Below are 23688 nucleotides of genomic sequence, written 5' to 3' on the forward strand. Positions count from 1 at the left end.
TTGAATCCCCTTTGAATCCTCTATAAAAGCATCGGGAAAGGATACTTCCTACCCTCCCCCAAAACCAAACAAACCCGGTAAGAAATAGAAGTCTATTTGTCTCTTTCTAAAAATATTAGCTTATAATTTAGGCTTGTCACAGTTTTTTTCTACCTTTGTGACCAGATTAATTATTTTTCTTATCCTTCAAATAAATAAAATAAGTAATCACTAATACCTAAAGAATGATGAGAACACCTGCTTATCTATGCCTGCTGTTAACCTGCATGCTCATTTCTTGTACCCCTACGCAAGAAAAACACGAAATAGATTACACATCTTATGTAAATCCATTTATCGGAACAGACTTCACTGGAAACACTTATCCTGGTGCCCAAGCTCCTTTCGGCATGGTGCAACTTAGCCCGGACAACGGACTCCCCGGATGGGACCGTATCTCCGGTTATTTCTATCCGGACAGTACGATTGCCGGTTTCAGCCACACACATCTTTCCGGCACTGGAGCGGGAGATTTGTATGATATTTCTTTCATGCCTGTCACCCTTCCCTACAAAGAAGCGGAAGCTCCACTTGGCATCCACTCTAAATTCTCCCACAAGGATGAAAGTGCTCATGCCGGTTATTATCAAGTACGCCTGACTGATTATAACATCAACGTCGAACTGACTGCCACCGAGCGTTGCGGTATCCAACGTTATACGTTTCCGGAAGCCCAATCTGCTATCTTCTTAAATCTGAAGAAAGCCATGAACTGGGATTTTACCAACGATTCTCATATCGAAGTCGTAGACTCCGTCACCATTCAAGGTTACCGTTTCTCCGACGGCTGGGCACGCGATCAACACATCTATTTCCGCACCCGATTCTCCAAGCCTTTTGAGAAAATGGAACTGGACACAACTGCCATCATCAAAGATAACAAACGTATCGGTACCGCTGTTATCGCCCGCTTTGATTTCAAGACCCAAAAGGATGAACAGATATTAGTAAACACTGCCATTTCCGGCGTCAGTATGGAAGGAGCAGCCAAAAACCTGCAAGCTGAAGTCCCCGAAAATAACTTCGACAAATACTTGGCGGAAACAAAAGCAAACTGGAACCGCCAGCTCGGAAAGATTGAAATAAAAGGTGATAATGAGAACGATAAAGTAAACTTCTACACCGCTCTCTATCACTCAATGATTGCTCCAACTATTTACAGTGATGTAGACGGAGCTTACTACGGTCCCGATAAGAAAGTACACCAAGCCAACGGCTGGGTTAATTATAGCACTTTCTCTCTATGGGATACATACCGTGCCGCCCACCCGCTCTTTACTTATACCGAACCCGAGCGTGTAAACGACATGGTGAAATCCTTCATCGCCTTCTACGAACAGAATGGCCGTCTGCCAGTGTGGAACTTCTACGGAAGTGAAACAGACATGATGATCGGTTATCATGCTGTTCCTGTTATTGTAGACGCCTATCTGAAAGGAATCGGCGACTTCGACGCAAAGAAAGCCTTGGATGCTTGCATAGCAACGGCTAATCTGGATAATTACCGCGGCATTGGACTCTATAAAGAATTAGGATACATACCTTACAACGTAACAGACCACTACAACGCAGAAAACTGGTCGTTATCCAAAACACTGGAATACGCTTTCGATGACTATTGCATTGCCGAAATGGCGAAGAAGATGGGCAAACAAGACATTGCGGACGAATTTTACAAACGTTCTCAAAACTACAAGAATGTATATAACCCCGCCACTTCTTTCATGCAGCCACGTGACGACAAAGGCACCTTTATCAAGGATTTCAAAGCCGATGACTATACGCCACACATTTGCGAAAGTAACGGATGGCAATACTTTTGGTCTGTACAGCATGACATTAACGGACTGATCGACCTTGTAGGAGGTAAAAACCGATTTGCCGAAAAACTGGACAGTATGTTCACCTATCATCCGGCAGCAGATGACGAACTACCTATCTTCAGCACGGGCATGATAGGACAATATGCGCATGGCAATGAACCGAGCCATCACGTTATTTATCTGTTCAATGCTATAGGACACGAAAATCGCACACAAGAATATGTAGCCAAAGTGATGAACGAGCTCTACAAGAACGAACCAGCCGGTCTTTGTGGCAACGAAGATTGCGGGCAGATGTCAGCATGGTATATATTCAGTGCGATGGGATTCTACCCCGTCAATCCCGTCAGTGGAAAATACGAGATAGGTACTCCCCTATTCCCGGAAATGCAATTACATCTGGCGAATGGAAAGACTTTCACCGTACTGGCCCCCAAAGTGAACAAAGAAAATATCTATATCCAATCCATCAAAATAGATGGAAAACCGTATGACAAAACATATCTTACTCACGAGCAAATCATGAGTGGAGCGACTGTCGAATTCGAAATGAGTAATACACCTAAAGCAACTGGAGTCATATCCGAAGAAAATAACCCATAAGCCAAACCAGAACAACCAACTGTGAGAATGAACGAAAACTTCGATATAACCTATAAAGCACTATTTCGCCGGTACTATCCCAGCCTGATTTTCTATGCTACCCGTCTGGTGGGAGAAGAAGATGCAGAAGATGTAGTGCAGGACGTATTTGTAGAATTATGGAAGCGGAAAGACCACATAGAAATAGGCGACCAAATCCAGGCCTTTCTCTATCGTGCCGTTTACACCCGTGCCCTTAACGTCTTGAAACACCGCAGTGTGGAAGACGGTTATTGTGTTGCCATGGAAGAAATCAACCAAAGACGTGCAGAGTTTTACCAACCGGACAACAACGAAGTGATTCGGAGGATCGAAGACAAGGAACTCCGCAAAGAAATTCATGATGCAATTAATGAGCTCCCTGACAAATGCAAAGAGGTTTTCAAACTTAGCTATCTGCATGATATGAAAAACAAGGAAATAGCCGATATTCTCGGAGTTTCACTCCGCACGGTGGAAGCCCATATGTATAAGGCTTTAAAATACTTGCGTGGCCGACTCGATCCTCTTTGGGCGATTCTTTTCTTATTTTTATGGCGATTATAATAAGTGTTTTTGCGTTTTGAATTGTATTACTAATATGAAGGAAAAGAAAATGAGTAATCTGAGTGAAGAAATAATAAACAGATATCTGACAGGACAGTGTTCTGAAGAAGAGCTTATCGAGGTCAATGCCTGGATGAAGGAATCGGAAGAAAATGCCCGCCAGCTCTTTCGTATGGAAGAAATTTATCATTTGGGTAAATTCGACCAGTACACTGATGAACAACGGATACTTCGTGCGGAAAAACAACTCTATAAAAAGCTGGACGAAGAGAAAGGTAAACAGAGCAAAATACTAAGCATGCATCGCTGGATGAAATATGCCGCAGTGATTGCTGTGATGTTGGTCATGGGTGGTGGAGTCGGATATTGGTTCTATCAAAACGGAAACAATCAACAAATGATGGTTGCAGTAGCCAGCGAAGGCATTGTTAAGGAGGTAGTCTTGCCGGATGACAGCAAGGTTTGGCTGAACAATGCAGCAACCTTGAAATATCCACGTGAGTTCTCCGAAAAGGAACGCAATGTCTACCTGGAAGGAGAAGCTTATTTTGAGATCACCAAAAACCGCCATAAGCCATTCACCGTTCAAAGTGACGCAATACGCGTACGCGTATTGGGAACTACGTTCAATTTAAAATCCGATAAGCGTTGCCGGATAGCGGAGGCGACACTTATTGAAGGTGAGATTGAAGTAAAAGGCAATAAGGAAGAGGGGCAGATTATCCTCACTCCGGGACAGCGTGCGGAACTGAACAAAAATAATGGACGACTGACCGTAAAACAAGTGGATGCCAAGCTGGATGCTGTTTGGCACGACAATCTGATTCCATTCCAAAAAGCAGATATCTTCACCATCACCAAAGCGCTGGAGCGTTTCTATGATGTGAAAATCATTCTATCTCCTGACATTCAGACGGGTAAAACTTACTCCGGTGTACTGAAAAGGAAATCGAATATCGAGTCAGTGTTGAAATCATTGCAAAACTCTATACCTATTGATTATAAAATTGTCGGAAACAATATCTTCATTTCTCCCAAATAAGAAGTAAAAGATGAACCGGATAAAACTTAAAAGCTATTAATACCATGAAATTAAAAACATTCCTAATAGTAGGATGTTTAGGAGGTTTATTCACACTTAGCTCCTGCACAGCCCCCACTAATGTAAAAGACTATAGTGCTTACGTCAACCCTTTCATCGGTACCGGTGGACATGGTCATACCTTCCCTGGAGCGGTAGTTCCCCACGGGATGATTCAGCCCAGTCCGGACACCCGGATCGATGGTTGGGATGCTTGTTCCGGTTATTATTATGCCGACTCTACCATCAATGGCTTCTCACACACACACGTCAGCGGTACAGGTTGTTGCGACTATGGAGATGTCTTGCTCATGCCAACTGTGGGTAAGCAACAATATCGTACAACCGATCCCCAAAGCCAGCGACTAGCATACGCTTCCTCTTTCTCACATAAGAATGAAATCGCAGAACCAGGATATTATTCTGTCTTTCTTGATACTTATCAGGTGAAAGCTGAAATTTCATCCACCAAACGAGGAGCAATCCATCGCTATACTTTTCCCGAAAACACCGAATCCGGATTTATCATCGACCTGGATTACAGCCTGCAACGACAGACTAACTCCGAGATGGAAATAGAAGTAATAAGCGATACGGAAATCTGTGGACATAAGAAAACAACTTATTGGGCTTTCGACCAATACATCAACTTCTACGCTAAATTTTCCAAACCATTCTCTTATACGCTCGTTACGGATTCTATCACCATGGACAATGGCAAACGGCTTCCTGTCTGCAAAGCATTATTGCATTTCAACACCAGTAAAGACGAACAGGTTCTTGTTAAAGTAGGTGTGTCCGCTGTTGATATTGCCGGTGCACGGAAGAACGTTGAATCAGAAATTCCCGGATGGGATTTCGAGAAAGTACGTAAAGACGCACGTACGGCATGGAATGAATATCTTTCCAAAATTGATATTACAACTTCCGATAAAGAAGATAAAGCCATCTTCTACACGGCCCTCTATCATACGGGAATCAGTCCAAATCTGTTCACTGATGCAGACGGACGTTATTTAGGAATGGATCTTGAAGTGCATCAAGGAGACACCCTTAATCCGACATACACTGTCTTTTCTTTATGGGATACTTTCCGTGCGCTACATCCGCTAATGACTATCATTGATCCTGATCTGAATAATCACTTTATCAATTCGTTAATTAAGAAACATCAGGAAGGTGGGATATACCCCATGTGGGACTTGGCTTCCAATTACACCGGCACTATGATTGGTTATCATGCTGTTCCGGTCATCGTGGATGCCTACATGAAAGGATATCGCAATTTTGATGCCAAAGAGGCTTATAAAGCCTGCCTGCGTGCTGCCGAATATGATACCACCGGCATCAAATGTCCGGATCTGGTTTTGCCTCATCTCATGCCTAAAGCAAAATATTATAAGAATGCCATCGGATATATCCCTTGTGACCGCGAAAATGAATCAGTGGCCAAAGCTCTGGAATATGCGTATGATGACTGGTGTATCTCTATCTTTGCAGAAGCAATGAGTGATTTTGAATCCAAAGCAAAGTATGAACGCTTCGCCAAGGCGTACGAATTTTATTTCGACAAATCAATCCGCTTCATGCGTGGACTGGACTCAAAAGGTGAATGGCGTACTCCATTCAATCCGCGTGCATCTACTCACCGCAGCGATGATTATTGTGAAGGAACAGCTTGGCAATGGACTTGGTTTGTGCCGCATGATGTAGAAGGATTAGTCAATCTGATGGGTGGAGAAGATGCTTTTGTCCAGAAACTCGATTCTTTATTCTCGGCCGATTCATCACTTGAAGGTGAGACAACCTCATCAGATATCAGCGGACTGATCGGGCAATATGCACATGGAAACGAACCAAGTCATCATGTGATCCATCTATATAACTACGTTAACCATCCTTGGAGAACTCAAGAGTTGGTAGATAGTGTTTACCGGAGCCAGTATGCCAACAGTATAGATGGTCTTTCGGGCAATGAGGACTGCGGTCAGATGTCTGCCTGGTATATACTCAACTCTATGGGATTCTATCAGGTATGTCCCGGCAAGCCGGTATATTCCATCGGACGTCCTGCCTTCGACAAAGCAGTTATCAATCTGCCTGAAGGAAAGACTTTCTGTATTGTGGTAAAGAATAATGGGAAAAAGAATAAATACATTGAAAGTGTATCGCTGAACGGTAAGGCTCTAAACATTCCATTCTTTAACCATCAGGATATTGCGAATGGAGGAATGATGGAAATCAAAATGAGTAGTCAACCTACAAAATGGGGGATCATCTCTCCGACTCTCATATCAAATAATAAATAAGACCATGAAAAAATATCTCCTATTAGTATGTGCATTAAGTTGTATCGTCTTTGCAAAAGCCAAAGACTGGACGCAGTATGTCAATCCGCTTATGGGTTCTCAATCTAGTTTCGAGTTATCAACAGGTAATACTTATCCGGCCATTGCCCGTCCGTGGGGGATGAATTTCTGGACTCCACAGACAGGAAAGATGGGAGATGGATGGCAATACACTTATACGGCTAATAAGATTCGTGGATTTAAACAAACACATCAACCCAGTCCGTGGATTAATGATTACGGACAATTCTCTATTATGCCTGTAGTAGGCAAACCGGAATTCAATGAAGAGAAGCGTGCCAGTTGGTTTGCCCACAAAGGAGAAACTGCCACTCCTTATTATTATAAAGTATATCTTGCAGAGCATGATGTAGTGACAGAAATGGCTCCAACCGAGCGTGCCGTTCTTTTCCGTTTCACTTTTCCGGAAAACGATCATTCATATGTTGTAGTGGATGCCTTTGATAAGGGATCGTATATTAAGGTTATTCCGGAAGAAAACAAGATTATCGGTTACACGACTCGCAACAGCGGTGGAGTTCCCGAAAACTTTAAAAATTACTTTATTATTGAATTCGACAAGCCTTTCACTTATAAAGCTACGGTAGCCAATGGTAATCTGCAGGAAAATGTTACCGAACAGACCACGGATCATGCCGGAGCCATTATCGGTTTCCAAACACATAAAGGTGAACAAGTACATGCAAGGATTGCTTCTTCTTTCATCAGTTTTGAACAGGCAGCTTTGAATATGAAAGAGTTGGGCAAAGATAACATCGAACAGCTAGCCAAAAAAGGAAAAGAAGCGTGGAACCAAGTGTTAAGCAAAATAGAAGTAGAAGGAGGCAATCTCGATCAATATCGCACATTCTATTCTTGTTTATATCGTTCATTACTCTTTCCACGCAAATTCTACGAACTGGATGCTACCGGCCAACCTGTTCATTACAGTCCTTATAATGGGCAAGTATTACCGGGATATATGTATACCGACACAGGCTTTTGGGATACTTTCCGTTGCCTATTCCCATTATTGAACCTAATGTACCCGTCAGTCAACAAGGAAATGCAGGAAGGTCTGATCAATACATATAAAGAGAGCGGTTTCTTCCCGGAATGGGCAAGTCCGGGGCACAGAGGCTGTATGGTTGGTAACAACTCTGCTTCTGTCTTAGTGGATGCTTACATGAAAGGAGTGAAAGTGGACGATATAAAAACATTGTATGAAGGGCTGATTCACGGAACGGAGAATGTACATCCACAAGTATCATCAACAGGACGTCTGGGATATGAATATTACAATAAACTGGGTTACGTGCCTTATGATGTAAAAATCAATGAGAACGCTGCCCGCACGTTGGAATATGCATACAATGACTGGTGTATCTACAAACTCGCCAAAGAACTAAAACGTCCGAAGAAAGAGATTAACCTCTTCGCCAAACGTGCCATGAACTATAAGAATCTTTTCGACAAAGAATCCAAACTGATGCGCGGACGTAACGAAGACGGTACATTCCAGTCTCCATTCTCTCCGTTGAAATGGGGAGACGCTTTCACTGAAGGCAATAGCTGGCACTACACTTGGTCTGTATTCCACGACCCTCAAGGACTTATCGACCTGATGGGCGGAAAAGACATATTTATCACAATGATGGACTCCGTTTTTGCCGTACCGCCTGTCTTTGACGACAGCTACTACGGACAAGTGATTCACGAAATACGTGAAATGACTGTCATGAACATGGGAAACTATGCACATGGTAACCAGCCTATCCAGCACATGATTTACTTGTATGACTATGCCGGTCAGCCCTGGAAAGCTCAATACTGGCTGCGTCAGGTTATGGACAGAATGTACACTCCGGGGCCGGACGGTTATTGCGGTGACGAAGACAACGGGCAGACTTCCGCTTGGTATGTATTCTCGGCATTAGGTTTCTATCCCGTTTGCCCGGGAACGGACGAGTATATCATAGGCGCTCCGTTATTCAAGAAAGCCACGCTTCATTTTGAAAACGGCAACAGTTTAGTGATTGACGCTCCGAACAACAGCAAAAAGAATTTCTATGTCAACTCACTGAATGTCAATGGCACCGACTACACCAAGAATTATCTCCGTCACGAAGACTTATTCAAAGGTGGCACTATCAAAGTAGATATGGGTAATCAACCGAATAAGAACAGAGGAACGAAAGAAGAGGATATGCCTTATTCTTTCTCCAAAGAGCAATAATCCTTACTAAACAAAGTTGCCGCCATCCCGGTTTCAGCCTCCAGTTTCCGGCTGAAAGCAATAGCCTGAAAGCTGTTTTTTGGCTTTCTGGCTATTGCTTTGATTATCTTTCACTGCTTTTACTTTAAAAGCTAGAAGAACCTACTATGGTTAGTTTCAATACGGTATGGAAATGAACAAAATCGTGCGAGAATGAGCTGAAATATAATCTCACACCACTCTAGAGAATTAAAAAGTAAGAATCTGCTGTCATCTGTCATCTATTTGTATTTAAATACCTAATTATAAACATATTATAATGTGACAGCAGTATGTGACAACACAGTGATAGCACTTTTGCTGTCACCATTTCTTTCATCCTTCTCTCTTTCTTAAGAATCACAACCTACATCGTTCATATTTCTTAGCCGTAAGGAAGTATTTGCTTTCCCGCCTTAGAAACTCCAGTTTCAAACCTTGAAACTCTAGTTTCACTTACTAGAAACCCTAGTTTCACACGTTTGAAACTAAAGTTTCAAGCTGGAGAAAGTATCTTTCAATGGAGATTAAGAAATACAGGCAAGCGGAGAAGAGAAGGAGAATGAGATTTGTCTTTTAAGCAAAGATACTCGGAAAATATTTTGCTCTAAAAGATACGAGCTCAATATCCCCCAATTAAATTGTTTGAGAGTATATCGAGCTCATATATACAAGACATCAATATCCTGCAATCTAAAAAACTGCTTTCTTGTATTTCAGCACAGAAATATCCATAAAACATTCCATTATTTTGCACGGTATATACAGCTAATTCTCTTCAGGCAATATGATTGCATTATCATAACAAGCCAGATTATAAGTACTCACTAATGCCGGTTCCGCTTTACATGTAATCACGAAATCCGTTTCAGCCGGTTTTGACACTGACGTTTGAATTATTCTTTCCAAACTTTCTACCTCCTTTTTCAGTAATATAGTCCCAACTTTAGAATCATTGTCAATGTATACTTTGTTATCAAAAGTTTCCACATCATCCTGGCAACCTGATATAGAACAAATGGTAGCCAATAATATCATAATAGAAAATAGCTTATACTTCTTTATGACTACCTGTTTTTAATTGACGGATTTAGTGTGTTTATTGTATTTCTAGTATCTCTAAATGTCATTGAAGGGTTATAATAATCATTAGATATATCATAAATGCCAAGTCCGGCAATATCTATATTGTCAACGCCAAGAGCCCATTCTGCCACTCCTGCAAATATTTTCGTTCCATCAGCAAAATCCCCCCACTTCTTTGTTACTTTCATCAAGAGATGCTCTCGAGACAATAACAGCCAACTTATCTACCGGAACATTTTCTACAGCCACCTGTTGTAAATTAAATGTTAGTTTTTCTACACTATTTACATCAAAACACGATACAAATATCACAGAACAATTTGTTATCAGTTCCTTATTTATCAGATTCTGTGGATTGCCTTCAAAGACAATCACATGTTCTTGATGTCTTTGAAACCAGTCGTTCATTATTCCAACAAATGCTTTTTCATTCTGTTTATATTCATTCTTTTCTGTTTCTGTCATATGCAATATGCTTTTCCTTCGTATCCGACAGAAATTCCGTCATAGTCATATTTGTCTGCTATTGAAAGAGCATATTGCAATGCATCTACCATATAAGAGAGATTGTGTTCCGTATCGGCTTTATATTGACGTAAGTTTTCTAAGTACTTGGTAGTTCCTAATTGCAAGGTATTCAGGAGGGTATTATATTATTTTCATTTTTCTCAGAAAAAAAGAGAATTTAGACTAAGTGTTTATTATATTAGTGTTGTTTTATTAGCAAAAGGGAAAAGAAAGTCGACACTCCCCTTTTTAGAATTTAATAAAAGTATAACCGTTAAATTAAAAGTATGGAAAGCAAACATTCGCTTCGAAAGTCGAATCTATTTCGAGCTTTACTGATTCTTTTGTTCATGGTAGTTCCCTTGCAGTGGGCTACAGCCCAGTTGACCCTATCAACTCACCGTACAACTTTAGGGAATGTAATTAAACAAATTCAGTCCCAATCAAAGTATCAATTCTTTTATAACGACAAACTATCGACGATCACAGTTGATCCTTTAAATGTAAAAGATGCTCCATTGGAGCAAGTACTGAATACGCTTTTAAAGAACAAAGATATTTCTTATAAGATAGAAGATAATATCATTTATCTATCAGAAAAAGAAGTATCAAGTGGTAACCAACAGCAGGTTGGTAAAGAACAGACTATAACAGGACAGGTTATAGATTCCAAAGGTGAACCTTTAATCGGAGTCAGTATCCTAGTAAAAGGAACAACTGACGGAGCTATAACTGATTTAGATGGTAACTATAAAATAGTAACCAAAAGTGCTAATCCTGTTATTGTATATTCATATATTGGGTATAAAACACAGGAAGTTCCCCTGAAAGGTCAGTCTTCTGTAAATATAACATTAATGGACGATACACAAGTTATTGATGAAGTAGTTGTCACTGCCTTGGGTATCAAAAGAGCGACAAAAGCTCTAAGTTATAACGTTCAGGAAGTAAAAAGTGATGACCTTTTAACGAACAAGGACGCTAACTTCATCAACGCACTTTCCGGTAAAGTTGCCGGAGTTACGATCAATTCCAGTTCATCTGGTGTAGGTGGTGCCAGCAAAGTGGTGATGCGTGGTGCAAAAAGTATAGAGCAATCCAGTAACGCACTTTATGTAATAGATGGTATTCCAATGTACAATTTGAGCGGAGAAGGCGGACAAGTATTCGACTCAAAAGGTTCCACAGAAGCTATTGCTGATATAAATCCAGAAGATATTGAGTTCATGTCCGTATTGACGGGTGCAGCAGCGGCAGCTTTATATGGTAGTCAGGCAGCTAATGGTGCTATTGTTATTACCACAAAGAAAGGCAAAGAAGGACGTGTCAGTTTGACTGTTACACAAAATACGGAATTTATCCGTCCGTTCAGAATGCCGGAATTTCAAAACCGCTATGGCACAGGTAATCTGTCAACAGGTGCAACAACTGGTGACCTTAGCTGGGGACATCTATTAAACAACAGCAATTACATGGGATATGATCCGGCAAGTGACTTCCTTAGAACAGGTGTTGTTACCACTGAAAGCGTTGCATTATCAGCTGGTACAGATAAAAATCAGACTTATTTTTCTTCCAGTGTTGTGAATTCAAAGGGTATGGTGCCCAATAATGACTATAACCGCTATAATTTCACATTCCGCAATACTACTTCTTTCTTGAAAGATAAAATGATATTGGATGTGAGTGCTAGTTATATCAAGCAAAATGATAAGAATATGGTTAACCAAGGTACTTATTCAAACCCATTGGTTACTGCCTATCTGTTCCCACGTGGAAATGACTGGGAAGAATATAAGATGTACGAACGTTATGACACAAATCGCAAAATCTATACTCAATATTGGCCCAATGAAATGCTTTCCAGCTATACTGGGCAAAACCCGTATTGGATTGCATATCGAAATCTGCGTGAGAACGATAAAGAACGTTATATGTTAAGTGCTAATCTGAGTTATCAGATTCTTGACTGGCTTAGTGTCTCCGGTCGTGTACGTGTAGATAATGCAAATACAGATTATACAAAAAAGTTATATGCAACCAGCCATAATGTACTGACAGAAGGTTCGAAAAATGGATTCTTTGGTTTAGCCAGAACTCTTGATAAACAGACATACGCAGACGTAATGGTAAACATCAACAAGACATTTAAAGAAATTATTTCTTTGCAAGCCAACATTGGTGCGTCTTACTCTGATATAAAACAAGATGTTATGTCTAATGAAGGCCCGATCCGCAGTGATGGAATTGCCAATATGTTCAATATCATTCAACTGGATGATGTCAAGACAAAGCGTAACCAAAGTGGCTACAGAGAACAAACCAAATCTCTTTTTGCAAGTGTTGAACTGGGTTATAAAAGCACATATTATTTAACTTTAACCGGACGTAGTGATTGGCCTTCTCAATTAGCTGGACCTAATTCTGCAAAAAGTGCATTCTTTTATCCCTCAATAGGTGGTTCTGTCATTCTATCTGAATTATTACCGATGCCGAAGCAGATCCAGTATTTAAAATTAAGAGGTTCATTTGCATCAGTAGGTTTACCTTTCCCACGTTTCCTGGCAAGTCCCACTTACGAATGGGATAATGCAACCAAACAATGGATCACTAAGACTCATTATCCATTGTATGAATTGAAACCGGAAAAAACGAACTCTTGGGAAATTGGTATTACAGCAAGATTCTTGGATCATTTTAATTTTGACTTAGGATTATATACAACAAAGACTTATAATCAAACATTCAATCCTCAGGTTTCTGTATCTTCAAAATACTCAACGATGTATGTACAAACGGGTAGTGTGCGAAATAAAGGTATAGAACTATCACTCGGATATCAAAATGAATGGAACAAGAAATTCAGTTGGTCGTCTAACTTTACTTTTAGTGCCAACAAAAATGAAATACTTAATTTATTAGAAAACTATATTCATCCGGAAACAGGTGAGTTAATCACCAAAGAACGTTTAGATGTCGGTGGACTTGCACAAGCTAGATTCGTACTGAAGAAAGGTGGAACATTAGGAGATATGTATTCTACCGCTGATTTACTACGCGACAACCAAGGTAATATTTATGTTGACGCAGAAGGAAATGTAAAAGCCAATTTTAAATCTGAAGATATTAAATTAGGCAGTGTTTTCCCAAAATGCAATATGGCGTGGAGAAATGATTTCCGTTGGAAGAATCTAAATTTCGGATTCATGCTATCCGCACGTATTGGTGGTATTGTCTATTCTGCTACACAAGCTGCTCTTGATCTTTATGGAGTATCAGAAGCCAGTGCAGCAGCACGTGACCGTGGTGGCGTACTTGTTAATGGCGGTGATATAGTTGATGCACAAAAATGGTATTCTGTGATAGGTTCGGAAAGTGGTATCCCCCAATATTATACTTATAGTGCAACCAACTTGCGTTTGCAGGAAGCTAGCATCGGTTATACAATACCTAAAAATAAGTTATGGGGTGTAGCGGATATTACAATTTCATTGGTAGGACGTAACTTATGGATGATCTACTGCAAGGCTCCATTCGACCCGGAAGCGGTGGCTACAACCGGTAACTATTATCAAGGTATTGATAATTTCATGATGCCAAGTTCACGTAACTTAGGATTCAATGTTAGACTTAAATTTTAATAGTAGTAGCTATGATAAAAAAATCAACCATAAAATTAATTCTTGTCGGCGGTGCAATAGGTGTTTCCGCATGTACAAATAATTATATAGATTATAATACTAACCCATACGAAGCAACCAAAGACCAAATGAATGCAGATGGCTATATTTGGCGATCGGCTTTAGTAAATATGCAAGGTTATGTTGTTCCGGCCGAACCTAACACTCTTCAATATACTGACTGTTTATTAGGCGGTACATACGGTGGCTATTTGGGAGAATCGAAAGCAAACGACTGGAATAATCGTTTTTCTACATACAATCCTTCACAAGCATGGATTGGAGTGCTTTACAATGATATAATTCCCAAAGTATTACCTAGCTTAAGCCAAATAGAAGTCAATACAACAGATGAAGTTCCTTTGGCGGTAGCACAAATTGTAAAAGTCGCAGCTTTGCATAGGATCACTGATACATATGGTCCTATTCCTTATTCTCAATTAGGTGCTGATGGAAAATTAGCTGCTCCGTTTGATTCGCAGCAAGATGTTTACACCAATATGATTAAAGATTTGGATAATGCTATTAATATTCTTACAGCCAAACAAACAAATACTTTTAATCCTGATGCGGATAAAGTATATGGCGGTAATGTGGTAAAATGGATAAAGTTTGCTAATTCTCTGAAATTACGTTTGGCAATGCGTATGGTATATACTAATTATAACGTGGATGGAAAAACACCGCAAACAATAGCTGAAGAAGCCGTAAAACATGAAATAGGGGTTATGACTTCAAACGATGACAATGCAATGTTTACACCTAACGAGAATCCTTTTTATAAAACAAATTATGAATACAGTGATTATCGGGTTGCTGCCGATATAATGTCTTATATGAAAGGCTATCAAGATCCTCGTATGGAGAAATATTTCACTAAATCCACTTTTGCTGATAAAGATTATCATGGTATTCGTATTGGTACAGGTGTCTTGACTGATTCAGAAATGAGCCACTCGTATTCTAATATGCAAACAACCCTGAACTCTAAACTAATGTGGATGAATGCTGCTGAAGTTGCATTTCTAGAAGCAGAAGGAGCTTTGAGAGGTTGGGACATGAAAGGCGGAGATGCTAAATCATACTATCAAAAGGGCATTACATTGTCTTTTGAACAATGGGGAGCTAGTATTACGGATAGCTATCTCACTTCGCAAAATAAACCACAGATATACAAAGATCCTGCCGGAACGTTCAGTTATACTGGTTCTGTTTCAGATATTACAGTAAAATGGAAAGAAATAAGTGGATTTGATGAAGAAAATCTAGAACGTATTATTACTCAAAAATGGATTGCTAATTTCCCGTTAGGCATGGAATCGTGGGCGGAGTTTCGTCGTACAGGCTATCCAAAGTTAATGGAAGTAGACAAGAATCTAGGAACTGATATAACCCAAGGGAAGTTTGCACGTCGTCTGTCTTATCCACAGGATGAGTATAGAAACAATGGAGATAACATGCCGAAAGCATTGGAATATCTAAATGGAGCAGACAAAATGTCTACTCATGTATGGTGGGATTGTAATCCAAGATTAACTGAAGAATAAAAATCTAGTGAATTATGAATAATAAAACAAATATAATAGTAACATTGCTTTTTGCAGCGAGTTGTGCTTTTGTTTCATGTGATGACTGGACAGATGTAGAAAGTATCAGCATCAAACAGCCCGGTATTGAGGAACAAAACCCCGAACTATATACCAAGTACTTAGAAAACTTACGTCAATATAAAGCCGATACGGAACACAAAAAAGTGTATGCATGGTTTGATAATAGCGAAAAGAATCCGGCTAGTCGTGCACAGCATATTACAAGCCTGCCTGACAGCATTGATATTGTTGGGTTAATGTGTCCTTCAGAGTTAGCAACTTTTGAAAAAGAAGAAATAGTAACTTTACAACAGAAAGGAACAAAAGTAGTTTATGCCATCAGTTATGATGAGATAAAAGCTCAATATGAAAACCTTATTTCTACCCAACTAGAATTAGAGAATGAAAGCACATTCGATACCTTTCTAAAAAAAGAAATAGAAAAGCAATTGGCATATTCTGAACCTTTTGATGGAATTATATTAAAACTTATCGGGCAGAATCCTAAGTATATGACAGCTGAAGATAAAGCTACTTACACAGCTAGTCAAAATATCTTTTTTAATGCCGCATTAGATTGGATTAATAAAAATGAAGGAAAATTCCTTTCTTTCCAAGGAAAGCCCCAAAATGTAGTAGATAAAATTATCCTATCTAAATTCCTTCATCTCATCATAGAGATGTATCAAGTAACGGATAAGAATAAATTTCCTCTCGCTATTCAAGACTGTTTAGAAACAGGAGTGCCAACAGATCGTTTTATCATGGCTGTCTCAACTCCGTCCTTGAATGCGTCTGACACAAGTACAGGTTTTATAGGGAAAGAAAGGGCTATTATTGAAACTGCCTATTGGATAACAACAGATGCCCAAGAATATGACAAATGTGGTATAGCTATTGATAATATTCAAAATGATTACTATCAAACAAATGGAAATTACCACAATGTAAAAGAGACTATTAACATTATGAATCCAGCCCCTTCCAAATAATTGAATGATTATGAAACTACAAAAATTATATGGTATTACGTTAGGATTACTAACTTTCATCTCTACAGGATGCAATGATGATATGGAAAACTTCTCCAATAAAATCTTCATGAGTTCTGTCAGCCCCGAAAATATCCTAGTCAAATCTAACATAGAGTCTGATGAACGTACCTTCCAACTAGAAATTGCAAAGCCGGAAGAAAGTGATATTAATTTTACAATCAAAGTAGATCCTGCATTGATATCCACTTATAAGGATATCTACTATACAAATGATGTGGAAATGCTACCCGAAAAGTATTACGCTTTCTCAACTACGGAAGGGAAAATAGCTTCAGGAAGTATTATTTCCACTCCAATCACTGTCTACTTTAAAGCAATTAACCAATTGGATATTGACAAGGTATATGTACTTCCTGTTAGTATAGATAATGCCAACATTGCTATTTTAGCTTCAGCACAAACTTTCTATTATGTATTTAAAGGAGCATCACTTATCAATAAAGTGGCGAATATCAAAGAAAATAATATTTATGTAGAGTGGAAAAAGCCTGAAGTAGTTAACAACTTAACAACTTTAACAGCAGAAGCTTTAGTCCGGCCACACAGTTTTGACCATAATATCAGTACACTGATGGGAATTGAAGGTAAATTCCTATTCCGGTTTGGTGATGATGGCGTACCTGCGAATCACTTACAAATAGCAGGTACTTCAAGCGCAACAAATATACATATTAATCGGGATGTTCCATTAGAAAAGTGGATTCATATCGCTATCACCTACAATGCTGCTGAAAAAAATCTAAAAGCTTATTATAATGGAGAACTTGTCACAGACCACAGTATGGATATTGGTCCTATAAACTGGGGAGTTCCACACTCCGATGAAGAAGACGGAAAACCACGTTGTTTCTGGATAGGTCGTTCTTACAATAATGAACGTTGGTTAGATGCTGATATTGCTGAAGTACGTATTTGGAATCGTGTATTAAGCGAAGAAGAAATCAATGAAAAAGATCATGCATACGAAGTAGACCCTGCATCAGACGGTCTCGTAGCCTACTGGAAACTGAATGATGGTATCAATGAGCTGAAAGATCATACCATAAATGGCAACAACGCAACTCCTACTTCCAGTTTGACATGGGTAGATGTGGCACTTCCTGCCAAAGAGAAATAACAGCATACTACAAATTAATTAAATGAACTATGAAATATATAAACTTTTTTAGACCAACCCTGGCAATTGCAGTGTTTGTTTGCCTATGCAATATATTTGCAGGTTGCGAAGACGATATCACAATATTGCCTGGAAATAGAAATTCTTTCGAAAACATAGAAGGTATTTTTGGAAGTGTCAGATCAGCAGCCGGTGCAAAAGAACTAACTCCTATAACAATAACTGGAGATAAGCACGGAACAGGACACGTATACTTTGAACTAAGTAAAGCAGCCAACAAAGATATTACCGTCACATTCAAGATTGATGAATCTGCACTAACTGCATATAATCAAGCCAACGGAACATCTTATGCAATGTATCCGACTGATAAACTTTCTCTAGAAAACAATGGAATAGTAATCATACCGTCAGGAAAAAGGAAATCGTCTTCTATCGAGCTAGAGATCCAACCTGGAGGAATAATAGGTACAACTTATGCAGTAGCTATATCCGCTACAGCTTCAGATGGTATCGAAAATACCGCAAACAATCAATCATACATTTATTTAATTACCCCACAAAAGGCTCTACCCAATACAGAAAAAGGCTCTGTCAAAACAATCTGTTATATCGAAGTCAATAATGAGAACATTTTGAATGCGGGTGAATATACTATGGAAAATAGTGGAAAACCATTCTTCGACATTGTCAACATATTTGCAGCCAATATTCGTATAAATGAAGAAGGAAAACCATATGTACACTGTAATCCGCAAGTAACTTTTGTTTTAGAGAATGTAGACAAACTTATTCGTCCATTACAACAAAAAGGAATAAAAGTAAACTTGACCATTTTAGGTGACCATACAGCTGCCGGAATGCGAAGTTTAGGCAATGAAGCTGCTAAAGATTTTGCAAAGGAACTAAAGTCTTATGTAGATATCTATGGGCTTGACGGAATAGACTTTGATGACGAATGGGCAAATTATGACGAAGTTTCAAACTATCCCGGATTAGTACAGCCTTCACAAGAACAGTATAGCCGTTTAATCTATGAATGCCGTCAAATGATGCCTGACAAATCATTAAGTGTGTATTGGTGCAACCAAGAAAATGGGCAACCTTCGATCAACTATCCCCTTGGAGATATTGAAGGAGAAACGGTTAACAGCTTAATCAATTTCACCGTCTTCGGAAATTACAATATATGGAATGAATTATCCCATATCGACAAAATTAAGCAATGTCCATACGCAATCAATGTTACAGAAGATTATTTTTCAATTAATCCTGTCTATCTTTCTAAAGTCAAAAACGAGTGGGGATACTTTGCTATTTATAATTTAAAAGCATCAAAAGTTTATAGTTCAAAGTTTAATGAAATAGGTCAAACTCTATATAATGACAACGTTATATGGACTGAACAAGTATATGGAAGAACTGATTTTACCCCTTCACGTTCATCAGCTATTAAAGATTATAACTATTATCTAGGAAATTGGAAAGTCTCAACAGCTCAACAATATAATTGGACAGGAAGTAGTTGGAAGAATAATTTTAGCCCAATGAAGTTCAATATCAGAATAGAAGAAAATATAAAAAATGAATCCTATTATGTATATGGATGGGCACCATATGGTGAATTGCTAGAACAATATCCATTAACCATGCTATATACTAACTCTGACGCTAATCCACTCAGCATTCCAATGCCACAAGTTCTCCATGAGCCAGACGCTACAGATCCATTAATGTGGAAAATGTGTTGGGCCACTCCCGGACGGACAGCCAATTCATGGACAGTAGGAGGAAAAGAAGGAGAATTTAGAGCAATGATAAACAACAACGGTTCAATTACCTTAAAACCGTTCCCATTCCAAGACAATATGAAATGTACAGCTGTCCCATATTGTTCTAATGATGGTGGAAATACATGGTTATACACTCATACTATTTTCCAAGAATCACATCCGACCGGACTTAATTACGACTTGACAAAACAATAAAACTATCCGACACTAATTAAATCAACCTACATAAAGGCTATGCTGGAAAGTCATTTTTCAGCATAGCCTTTATAGTACTCTTTTCTCACCTCATATCACATTGAAAAGTAAAAAACATTCCAACTATTTATATACATACTTCGTAAGCATCCGATAAAGTACCCGTTTTCTTTGTTATATTTTCATTGCACCTTTGCCTTTGCAATATTGCATGAACTTCTAACATATTTTCATTATGACACAAGAACAATTTACCTCTTTACAGGAACTGCATCGTTTAAGCGGTTTGAGTCTTCTGAAATTTCTGCAACGTGAACATGTCAGTTACTCCACGTACAATTATTGGAAACGTAAATCTTCCAGTGTTCCCGTTCACGAAACATCTGCTCCCCAATCAGTCTTAGCTCCCATCAGCCTGAAGTCCCCCTGTATTGCTTCCTCCTCTTCTGTTTCCGAAATGACCCTGTTGTTTCCTAATGGCGTCCGTGCCCATTTGGGTGCCGGTATGGAAGAGGCCGCTTCCCGTTTGATTAACCAATACGCCTGTTGCCATGTTCTGCCTGAATGATACGATGCGGTATTTTCTCTGCCCCGGCAGGACTGATATGCGCAAGGGTATCAGTTCTCTCTGCGGTGTGGTACACGAACGTATGGGCTGCAGTGTCAGGAACGGTGATGTATTCATCTTCATTGGCAGCAGCCGTAAATTGATGAAGCTTCTCCATGCCGAGGATGACGGTCTGGTGATGTATGTCAAGCGCCTTGAAGCCGGTCATTTCAAAGTTCCCGAATATGATGAGAAATCGCGTAGCTATCCGATGGAATGGCGCGATCTTGTCATTATGGTGGAAGGAATCCGGGAATCTCCCGGGCAGCGTTTGAGACGTCTGAGGGCGGAACGAAATGTATATACTGTATAAAAATAGATGTCGTATTCCTTGTCTGTCCGGGATATATTTTGTACATTTATAGTGTAATTAAAAGAAACGGATTATGACCCAGGAAGAGATGCTTTCACAGATGAACTCAATGCTGCAGTCCCTGCAGCAGGTGAACGCATCCCAGGCTGAGACCATTATCAGGCTTACCCGGCAGAATGAATCCTTACAGAATCGTCTCAATGAGCTGACGGCTCAAGTCGCATGGCTGAACCGCCAGCTTTTCGGTCACAAGTCAGAGAAACTCCCGTCTCTTGATTCCAACCAGCCTGACCTGTTCGGTGACTTTCTTCCTGATAATGCGGCTGAACTGGAAAAAGCGCGTGAAGTAGCGGTGCAGACAATCACAAAAGAAACGGTGGAGAGCAAGAAACGGGAACGGAATAACCGCAGGATAATGGAAGGTCTTCCCGTACTTGAAAGGGTAATCATCGAGCCGGAAGACATTGACCTGGAACTGTACAGGAAGATTGGCGAGGAAGTGACCCGTGTGGTGGAACATAAGCCCGGAAAACTGTATATAAAGGAGATTGTACGGCCCAAGTATGCCCTTAAAGACAACACTTCACTTCCACCGGTCGGCAGAAAAGGAGTGGAGATAGCCGCCATGCCGCTGTTGCCTATATACAAAGGAATAGCGGGACCTACACTTTTGGCGGAGATACTCCTGCAGAAATATGAGTATCATCTTCCCTTCTACCGCCAGGTGAAACAGTTGCATCACCTGGGCTTCAAGGCTAGTGAAAGTACCATAGACGGATGGTTCAAGCCTGCGGTTGAACTTCTCAAGCCACTTTACGAGGTACTCAGGCGGGAAATCATGAAATCAGACTACATACAGGGGGATGAAACGACCGTACCTGTACTGGACAAGGCAGGACATCAGACCAACAAGGAATACTTGTGGATGGTCAGGGCTGTAGTCGAACGACTGGTGCTTTTCCATTATGACAAAGGCTCACGGTCAGGTACGGTGATAGGGCAACTGGCTAAAGACTTCAAGGGTTATTTCCAATGTGACGGCTTTGAGGGTTACGAATCGGCTTTCAAGGTCAACCCGAATGTGCGCCTTGTTAACTGCATGGCTCATATACGCAGGTATTTTGAGCAGGCACTTGCTGAAAACAGGCAGATGGCGGAACATGCCTTAAAAGAAATACAGCTTCTATATCGCATAGAACATGACTGTGACCAGAAGCAGCTTACAGAAAATGAACGGATGGGAAAACGTCAGGAACTTGCCGGACCTATTATGGATGCCTTGAAGCTATGGATGGAAACAGAAGGGATAAAATACAGCCCAAACAGCTTGACCGGAAAGGCGATAACCTATGCCTATACCCGCTGGGAGAATATGATGAGGTATCTGCAGGATGGACGTATCCATATTGATAACAATCTGGCGGAAAATGCCATCCGACCAATCACATTGGGTAGAAAGAACTACCTGTTCTGTGGAGACCATCAGGCGGCCGTCAGCATGAGTGTAGTCTGTTCGTTACTGGCTACGTGCAAAGCGCATAAAGTAAATCCGCGCACTTATCTGAATGACGTTATAGCAAGAATGCCATATATGCAGAAGGCTAATTATGAGGAACTGCTACAAATGTTGCCACACAAATGGAAGGAAAAGAATAAAGAATGATGGAGATACAACAATAGATGGCTGCTTACCTGGAAAGGAGATACAGCCATTTTTTATAGTGTACTTTATCGGATGCTTACATTCCATCAGCTATCGCAAGCAGGAAATAAAATTGTTTGGGAGTCAATGATACCAAACGAAAGTTCATAAGTTTGAGTAGTATCGGATTATAGAGACTACCAGTGCTAGCCCACATAAATATTTCTTTACACAACCGACAAATTCTTCCCAAACAGTACTGGTAGATTTTAATAAAAAATTTGCAAATACAATATAAAACTCTTCTTCTGTACGACAATTAAAAATATCAACCTGACAAATAATGGCATTCTTTTCTTCATCAGATATTGATTTAGCTACTTTATGTACCAAAGAGGTTTTTCCCCAACGACGGGGAGATATAATAACCGTATTTATAAGCCCTTCAAAGCTCTTTTTAAAGAACTCTGTTTCATTTCTACGATTCGTAAAATTCTCGTTTTCAGCTACCCGTCCATATAAAAAAGAGTTTCCATATCCATCTGTTTGGGGACAAATATAGAAAACATGAAATCAACAAATTTGAAATCAACTGATTTCATTCTTATATTCAAACCACCTATTCCACCTGCTCTTTCGGATAATTCACTAAATACAAAGTCTTCGTTGCTCGAGTAAAAGCTGTATACAGCCACCGGAAATAATCCGGAGTCAAATACTCATCCGTCATATACCCCTGATCTAAAAATACATTCTGCCATTGTCCGCCTTGTGCTTTATGACAGGTTATTGCATAGGCATATTTCACCTGTAAAGCATTGTAATACGGATCGGCTTTCATCTTTTTCATCCGGTCTCTTTTGTTTGGAATATCTATATAATCCTCAAGTACCGTATAGAACAATCGGTCATTGTCTTCTTTCGGCAATGCAGGTGAGTCCGAATGTAAAGTGTCTAATAATAGATTCGCATCCAATTCAAAATCATTCTGGTCAGGAAAGCGGAGAGTAACTTCGGCAAAACGAAAACCGTATATTTCACGAGTTCGACGAACACGTCGGACAACTGCAATTTCTCCATTAGCGATAAAATCCATCTCCTTATATTTCTCTGTCCAATAGTAATTATTTTTGGCTATCATCAACATATCTCCTGTGTTCAATTCATCTTCACGCCAAAGAATTTGTGCACGTATTCCATTATTATATAAGTTCGCACGTTTATTAGATCGACAGACAACAATCGTTTCATCCATACCATCATGATCGTAACAATTAGTCAGCTCTTCTATCAGTTCAGTTCCGGGTGTCAGCTTAATATCAGGAAAACCTGTTATTTTTATTTTAGGTAAAGAATAACAATCATCCTCCG

At 39.8% G+C, this 23688-nt stretch carries 17 protein-coding genes and 1 pseudogene; 13 read left to right on the forward strand and 5 right to left on the reverse strand.

Annotated features, from left to right (window positions below):
- The first annotated feature begins 227 nt into the window (after positions 1-227).
- The 5 genes from ACT8YW_RS06880 to ACT8YW_RS06900 are packed head-to-tail and all read left to right on the forward strand — an operon-like array spanning position 228 to position 8715.
- Positions 228-2465, forward strand: a complete 2238-nt coding sequence (locus tag ACT8YW_RS06880; protein ID WP_444104462.1) for a GH92 family glycosyl hydrolase — start codon at positions 228-230, stop codon at positions 2463-2465.
- A 27-nt stretch (positions 2466-2492) separates the two neighbouring features.
- Positions 2493-3050 (forward strand): RNA polymerase sigma-70 factor, encoded by a 558-nt coding sequence (locus tag ACT8YW_RS06885; RefSeq protein WP_444104452.1) that lies wholly within the window; start codon positions 2493-2495, stop codon positions 3048-3050.
- A gap of 34 nt (positions 3051-3084) precedes the next feature.
- On the forward strand, positions 3085-4092 hold the full coding sequence (locus ACT8YW_RS06890; protein ID WP_444104453.1) for a FecR family protein: 1008 nt from the start codon (positions 3085-3087) through the stop codon (positions 4090-4092).
- A 44-nt stretch (positions 4093-4136) separates the two neighbouring features.
- Positions 4137-6440: a GH92 family glycosyl hydrolase gene (locus ACT8YW_RS06895; protein WP_444104454.1), complete on the forward strand. Its 2304-nt coding sequence runs from the start codon at positions 4137-4139 to the stop codon at positions 6438-6440.
- A 4-nt stretch (positions 6441-6444) separates the two neighbouring features.
- Positions 6445-8715 carry a GH92 family glycosyl hydrolase gene (locus ACT8YW_RS06900; RefSeq protein ID WP_444104455.1) on the forward strand — a complete coding sequence of 757 codons (2271 nt, stop codon included), beginning with the start codon at positions 6445-6447 and terminating at the stop codon, positions 8713-8715.
- Between the two features lie 786 nt (positions 8716-9501).
- Here the strand turns inward: ACT8YW_RS06900 and ACT8YW_RS06905 are convergent.
- Genes ACT8YW_RS06905 through ACT8YW_RS06915 form a run of 3 tightly spaced genes read right to left on the reverse strand, consistent with a single transcriptional unit; the run spans position 9502 to position 10284 of the window.
- Positions 9502-9771, reverse strand: coding sequence for a DUF1735 domain-containing protein (locus ACT8YW_RS06905; protein ID WP_225451047.1), 270 nt, complete (start codon positions 9769-9771; stop codon positions 9502-9504).
- A gap of 29 nt (positions 9772-9800) precedes the next feature.
- The gene (locus ACT8YW_RS06910) at positions 9801-10007 is read right to left on the reverse strand and encodes a hypothetical protein (RefSeq protein WP_225451046.1); all 207 of its coding nucleotides are present in this window, start codon (positions 10005-10007) and stop codon (positions 9801-9803) included.
- Positions 9973-10284 carry a glycoside hydrolase family 18 gene (locus tag ACT8YW_RS06915; RefSeq protein ID WP_225451045.1) on the reverse strand — a complete coding sequence of 104 codons (312 nt, stop codon included), beginning with the start codon at positions 10282-10284 and terminating at the stop codon, positions 9973-9975. Before ACT8YW_RS06915 ends, ACT8YW_RS06910 begins: the two co-directional genes overlap by 35 nt.
- 329 nt (positions 10285-10613) lie before the next feature.
- On the opposite strand from ACT8YW_RS06915, the gene ACT8YW_RS06920 reads away from it, so the two are divergent.
- The 8 genes from ACT8YW_RS06920 to tnpC all read left to right on the forward strand — a co-directional run bounded on the left by ACT8YW_RS06920 (position 10614) and on the right by tnpC (position 22338).
- Entirely contained in the window at positions 10614-13967 is a 3354-nt protein-coding gene (locus tag ACT8YW_RS06920) for a SusC/RagA family TonB-linked outer membrane protein (protein ID WP_444104456.1), read from the forward strand.
- Positions 13968-13978: 11 nt separating this feature from the next.
- Positions 13979-15553, forward strand: coding sequence for a RagB/SusD family nutrient uptake outer membrane protein (locus tag ACT8YW_RS06925; RefSeq protein ID WP_444104457.1), 1575 nt, complete (start codon positions 13979-13981; stop codon positions 15551-15553).
- Positions 15554-15567: 14 nt separating this feature from the next.
- Positions 15568-16587 carry a glycoside hydrolase family 18 gene (locus tag ACT8YW_RS06930; RefSeq protein ID WP_444104458.1) on the forward strand — a complete coding sequence of 340 codons (1020 nt, stop codon included), beginning with the start codon at positions 15568-15570 and terminating at the stop codon, positions 16585-16587.
- A 10-nt stretch (positions 16588-16597) separates the two neighbouring features.
- Entirely contained in the window at positions 16598-17767 is a 1170-nt protein-coding gene (locus ACT8YW_RS06935) for a DUF1735 and LamG domain-containing protein (protein WP_444104459.1), read from the forward strand.
- A 29-nt stretch (positions 17768-17796) separates the two neighbouring features.
- On the forward strand, positions 17797-19755 hold the full coding sequence (locus ACT8YW_RS06940; RefSeq protein ID WP_225451040.1) for a BT_3987 domain-containing protein: 1959 nt from the start codon (positions 17797-17799) through the stop codon (positions 19753-19755).
- A gap of 235 nt (positions 19756-19990) precedes the next feature.
- Positions 19991-20323 (forward strand): IS66 family insertion sequence element accessory protein TnpA, encoded by a 333-nt coding sequence (gene tnpA, locus ACT8YW_RS06945; RefSeq protein ID WP_225451039.1) that lies wholly within the window; start codon positions 19991-19993, stop codon positions 20321-20323.
- Positions 20307-20675, forward strand: coding sequence for an IS66 family insertion sequence element accessory protein TnpB (gene tnpB, locus ACT8YW_RS06950; protein ID WP_225451038.1), 369 nt, complete (start codon positions 20307-20309; stop codon positions 20673-20675). Before tnpA ends, tnpB begins: the two co-directional genes overlap by 17 nt.
- A gap of 73 nt (positions 20676-20748) precedes the next feature.
- Positions 20749-22338 carry an IS66 family transposase gene (tnpC, locus tag ACT8YW_RS06955; RefSeq protein ID WP_444104460.1) on the forward strand — a complete coding sequence of 530 codons (1590 nt, stop codon included), beginning with the start codon at positions 20749-20751 and terminating at the stop codon, positions 22336-22338.
- Positions 22339-22466: 128 nt separating this feature from the next.
- On the opposite strand, the pseudogene ACT8YW_RS06960 reads toward tnpC, so the two are convergent.
- A pseudogene (locus tag ACT8YW_RS06960) lies at positions 22467-22859 on the reverse strand (AAA family ATPase); the annotation flags it as partial.
- A 77-nt stretch (positions 22860-22936) separates the two neighbouring features.
- The coding region (locus tag ACT8YW_RS06965; RefSeq protein ID WP_444104461.1) for an ATP-binding domain-containing protein at positions 22937-23688 on the reverse strand (752 nt) is incomplete at its 5' end.

This window comes from Bacteroides sp. (assembly GCF_052357945.1).
Classification (GTDB): Bacteria; Bacteroidota; Bacteroidia; order Bacteroidales; family Bacteroidaceae; genus Bacteroides.

Bases quoted from the DNA above. Each gene is read 5' to 3' on its own strand.
- ACT8YW_RS06880 (WP_444104462.1), top strand. From the start codon at position 228: ATGAGAACACCTGCTTATCTATGCCTGCTGTTAACCTGCATGCTCATT.
- ACT8YW_RS06885 (WP_444104452.1), top strand. From the start codon at position 2,493: ATGAACGAAAACTTCGATATAACCTATAAAGCACTATTTCGCCGGTAC.
- ACT8YW_RS06890 (WP_444104453.1), top strand. From the start codon at position 3,085: ATGAAGGAAAAGAAAATGAGTAATCTGAGTGAAGAAATAATAAACAGA.
- ACT8YW_RS06895 (WP_444104454.1), top strand. From the start codon at position 4,137: ATGAAATTAAAAACATTCCTAATAGTAGGATGTTTAGGAGGTTTATTC.
- ACT8YW_RS06900 (WP_444104455.1), top strand. From the start codon at position 6,445: ATGAAAAAATATCTCCTATTAGTATGTGCATTAAGTTGTATCGTCTTT.
- ACT8YW_RS06905 (WP_225451047.1), bottom strand. From the start codon at position 9,771: ATGATATTATTGGCTACCATTTGTTCTATATCAGGTTGCCAGGATGAT.
- ACT8YW_RS06910 (WP_225451046.1), bottom strand. From the start codon at position 10,007: ATGAAAGTAACAAAGAAGTGGGGGGATTTTGCTGATGGAACGAAAATA.
- ACT8YW_RS06915 (WP_225451045.1), bottom strand. From the start codon at position 10,284: ATGACAGAAACAGAAAAGAATGAATATAAACAGAATGAAAAAGCATTT.
- ACT8YW_RS06920 (WP_444104456.1), top strand. From the start codon at position 10,614: ATGGAAAGCAAACATTCGCTTCGAAAGTCGAATCTATTTCGAGCTTTA.
- ACT8YW_RS06925 (WP_444104457.1), top strand. From the start codon at position 13,979: ATGATAAAAAAATCAACCATAAAATTAATTCTTGTCGGCGGTGCAATA.
- ACT8YW_RS06930 (WP_444104458.1), top strand. From the start codon at position 15,568: ATGAATAATAAAACAAATATAATAGTAACATTGCTTTTTGCAGCGAGT.
- ACT8YW_RS06935 (WP_444104459.1), top strand. From the start codon at position 16,598: ATGAAACTACAAAAATTATATGGTATTACGTTAGGATTACTAACTTTC.
- ACT8YW_RS06940 (WP_225451040.1), top strand. From the start codon at position 17,797: ATGAAATATATAAACTTTTTTAGACCAACCCTGGCAATTGCAGTGTTT.
- tnpA (WP_225451039.1), top strand. From the start codon at position 19,991: ATGACACAAGAACAATTTACCTCTTTACAGGAACTGCATCGTTTAAGC.
- tnpB (WP_225451038.1), top strand. From the start codon at position 20,307: ATGTTCTGCCTGAATGATACGATGCGGTATTTTCTCTGCCCCGGCAGG.
- tnpC (WP_444104460.1), top strand. From the start codon at position 20,749: ATGACCCAGGAAGAGATGCTTTCACAGATGAACTCAATGCTGCAGTCC.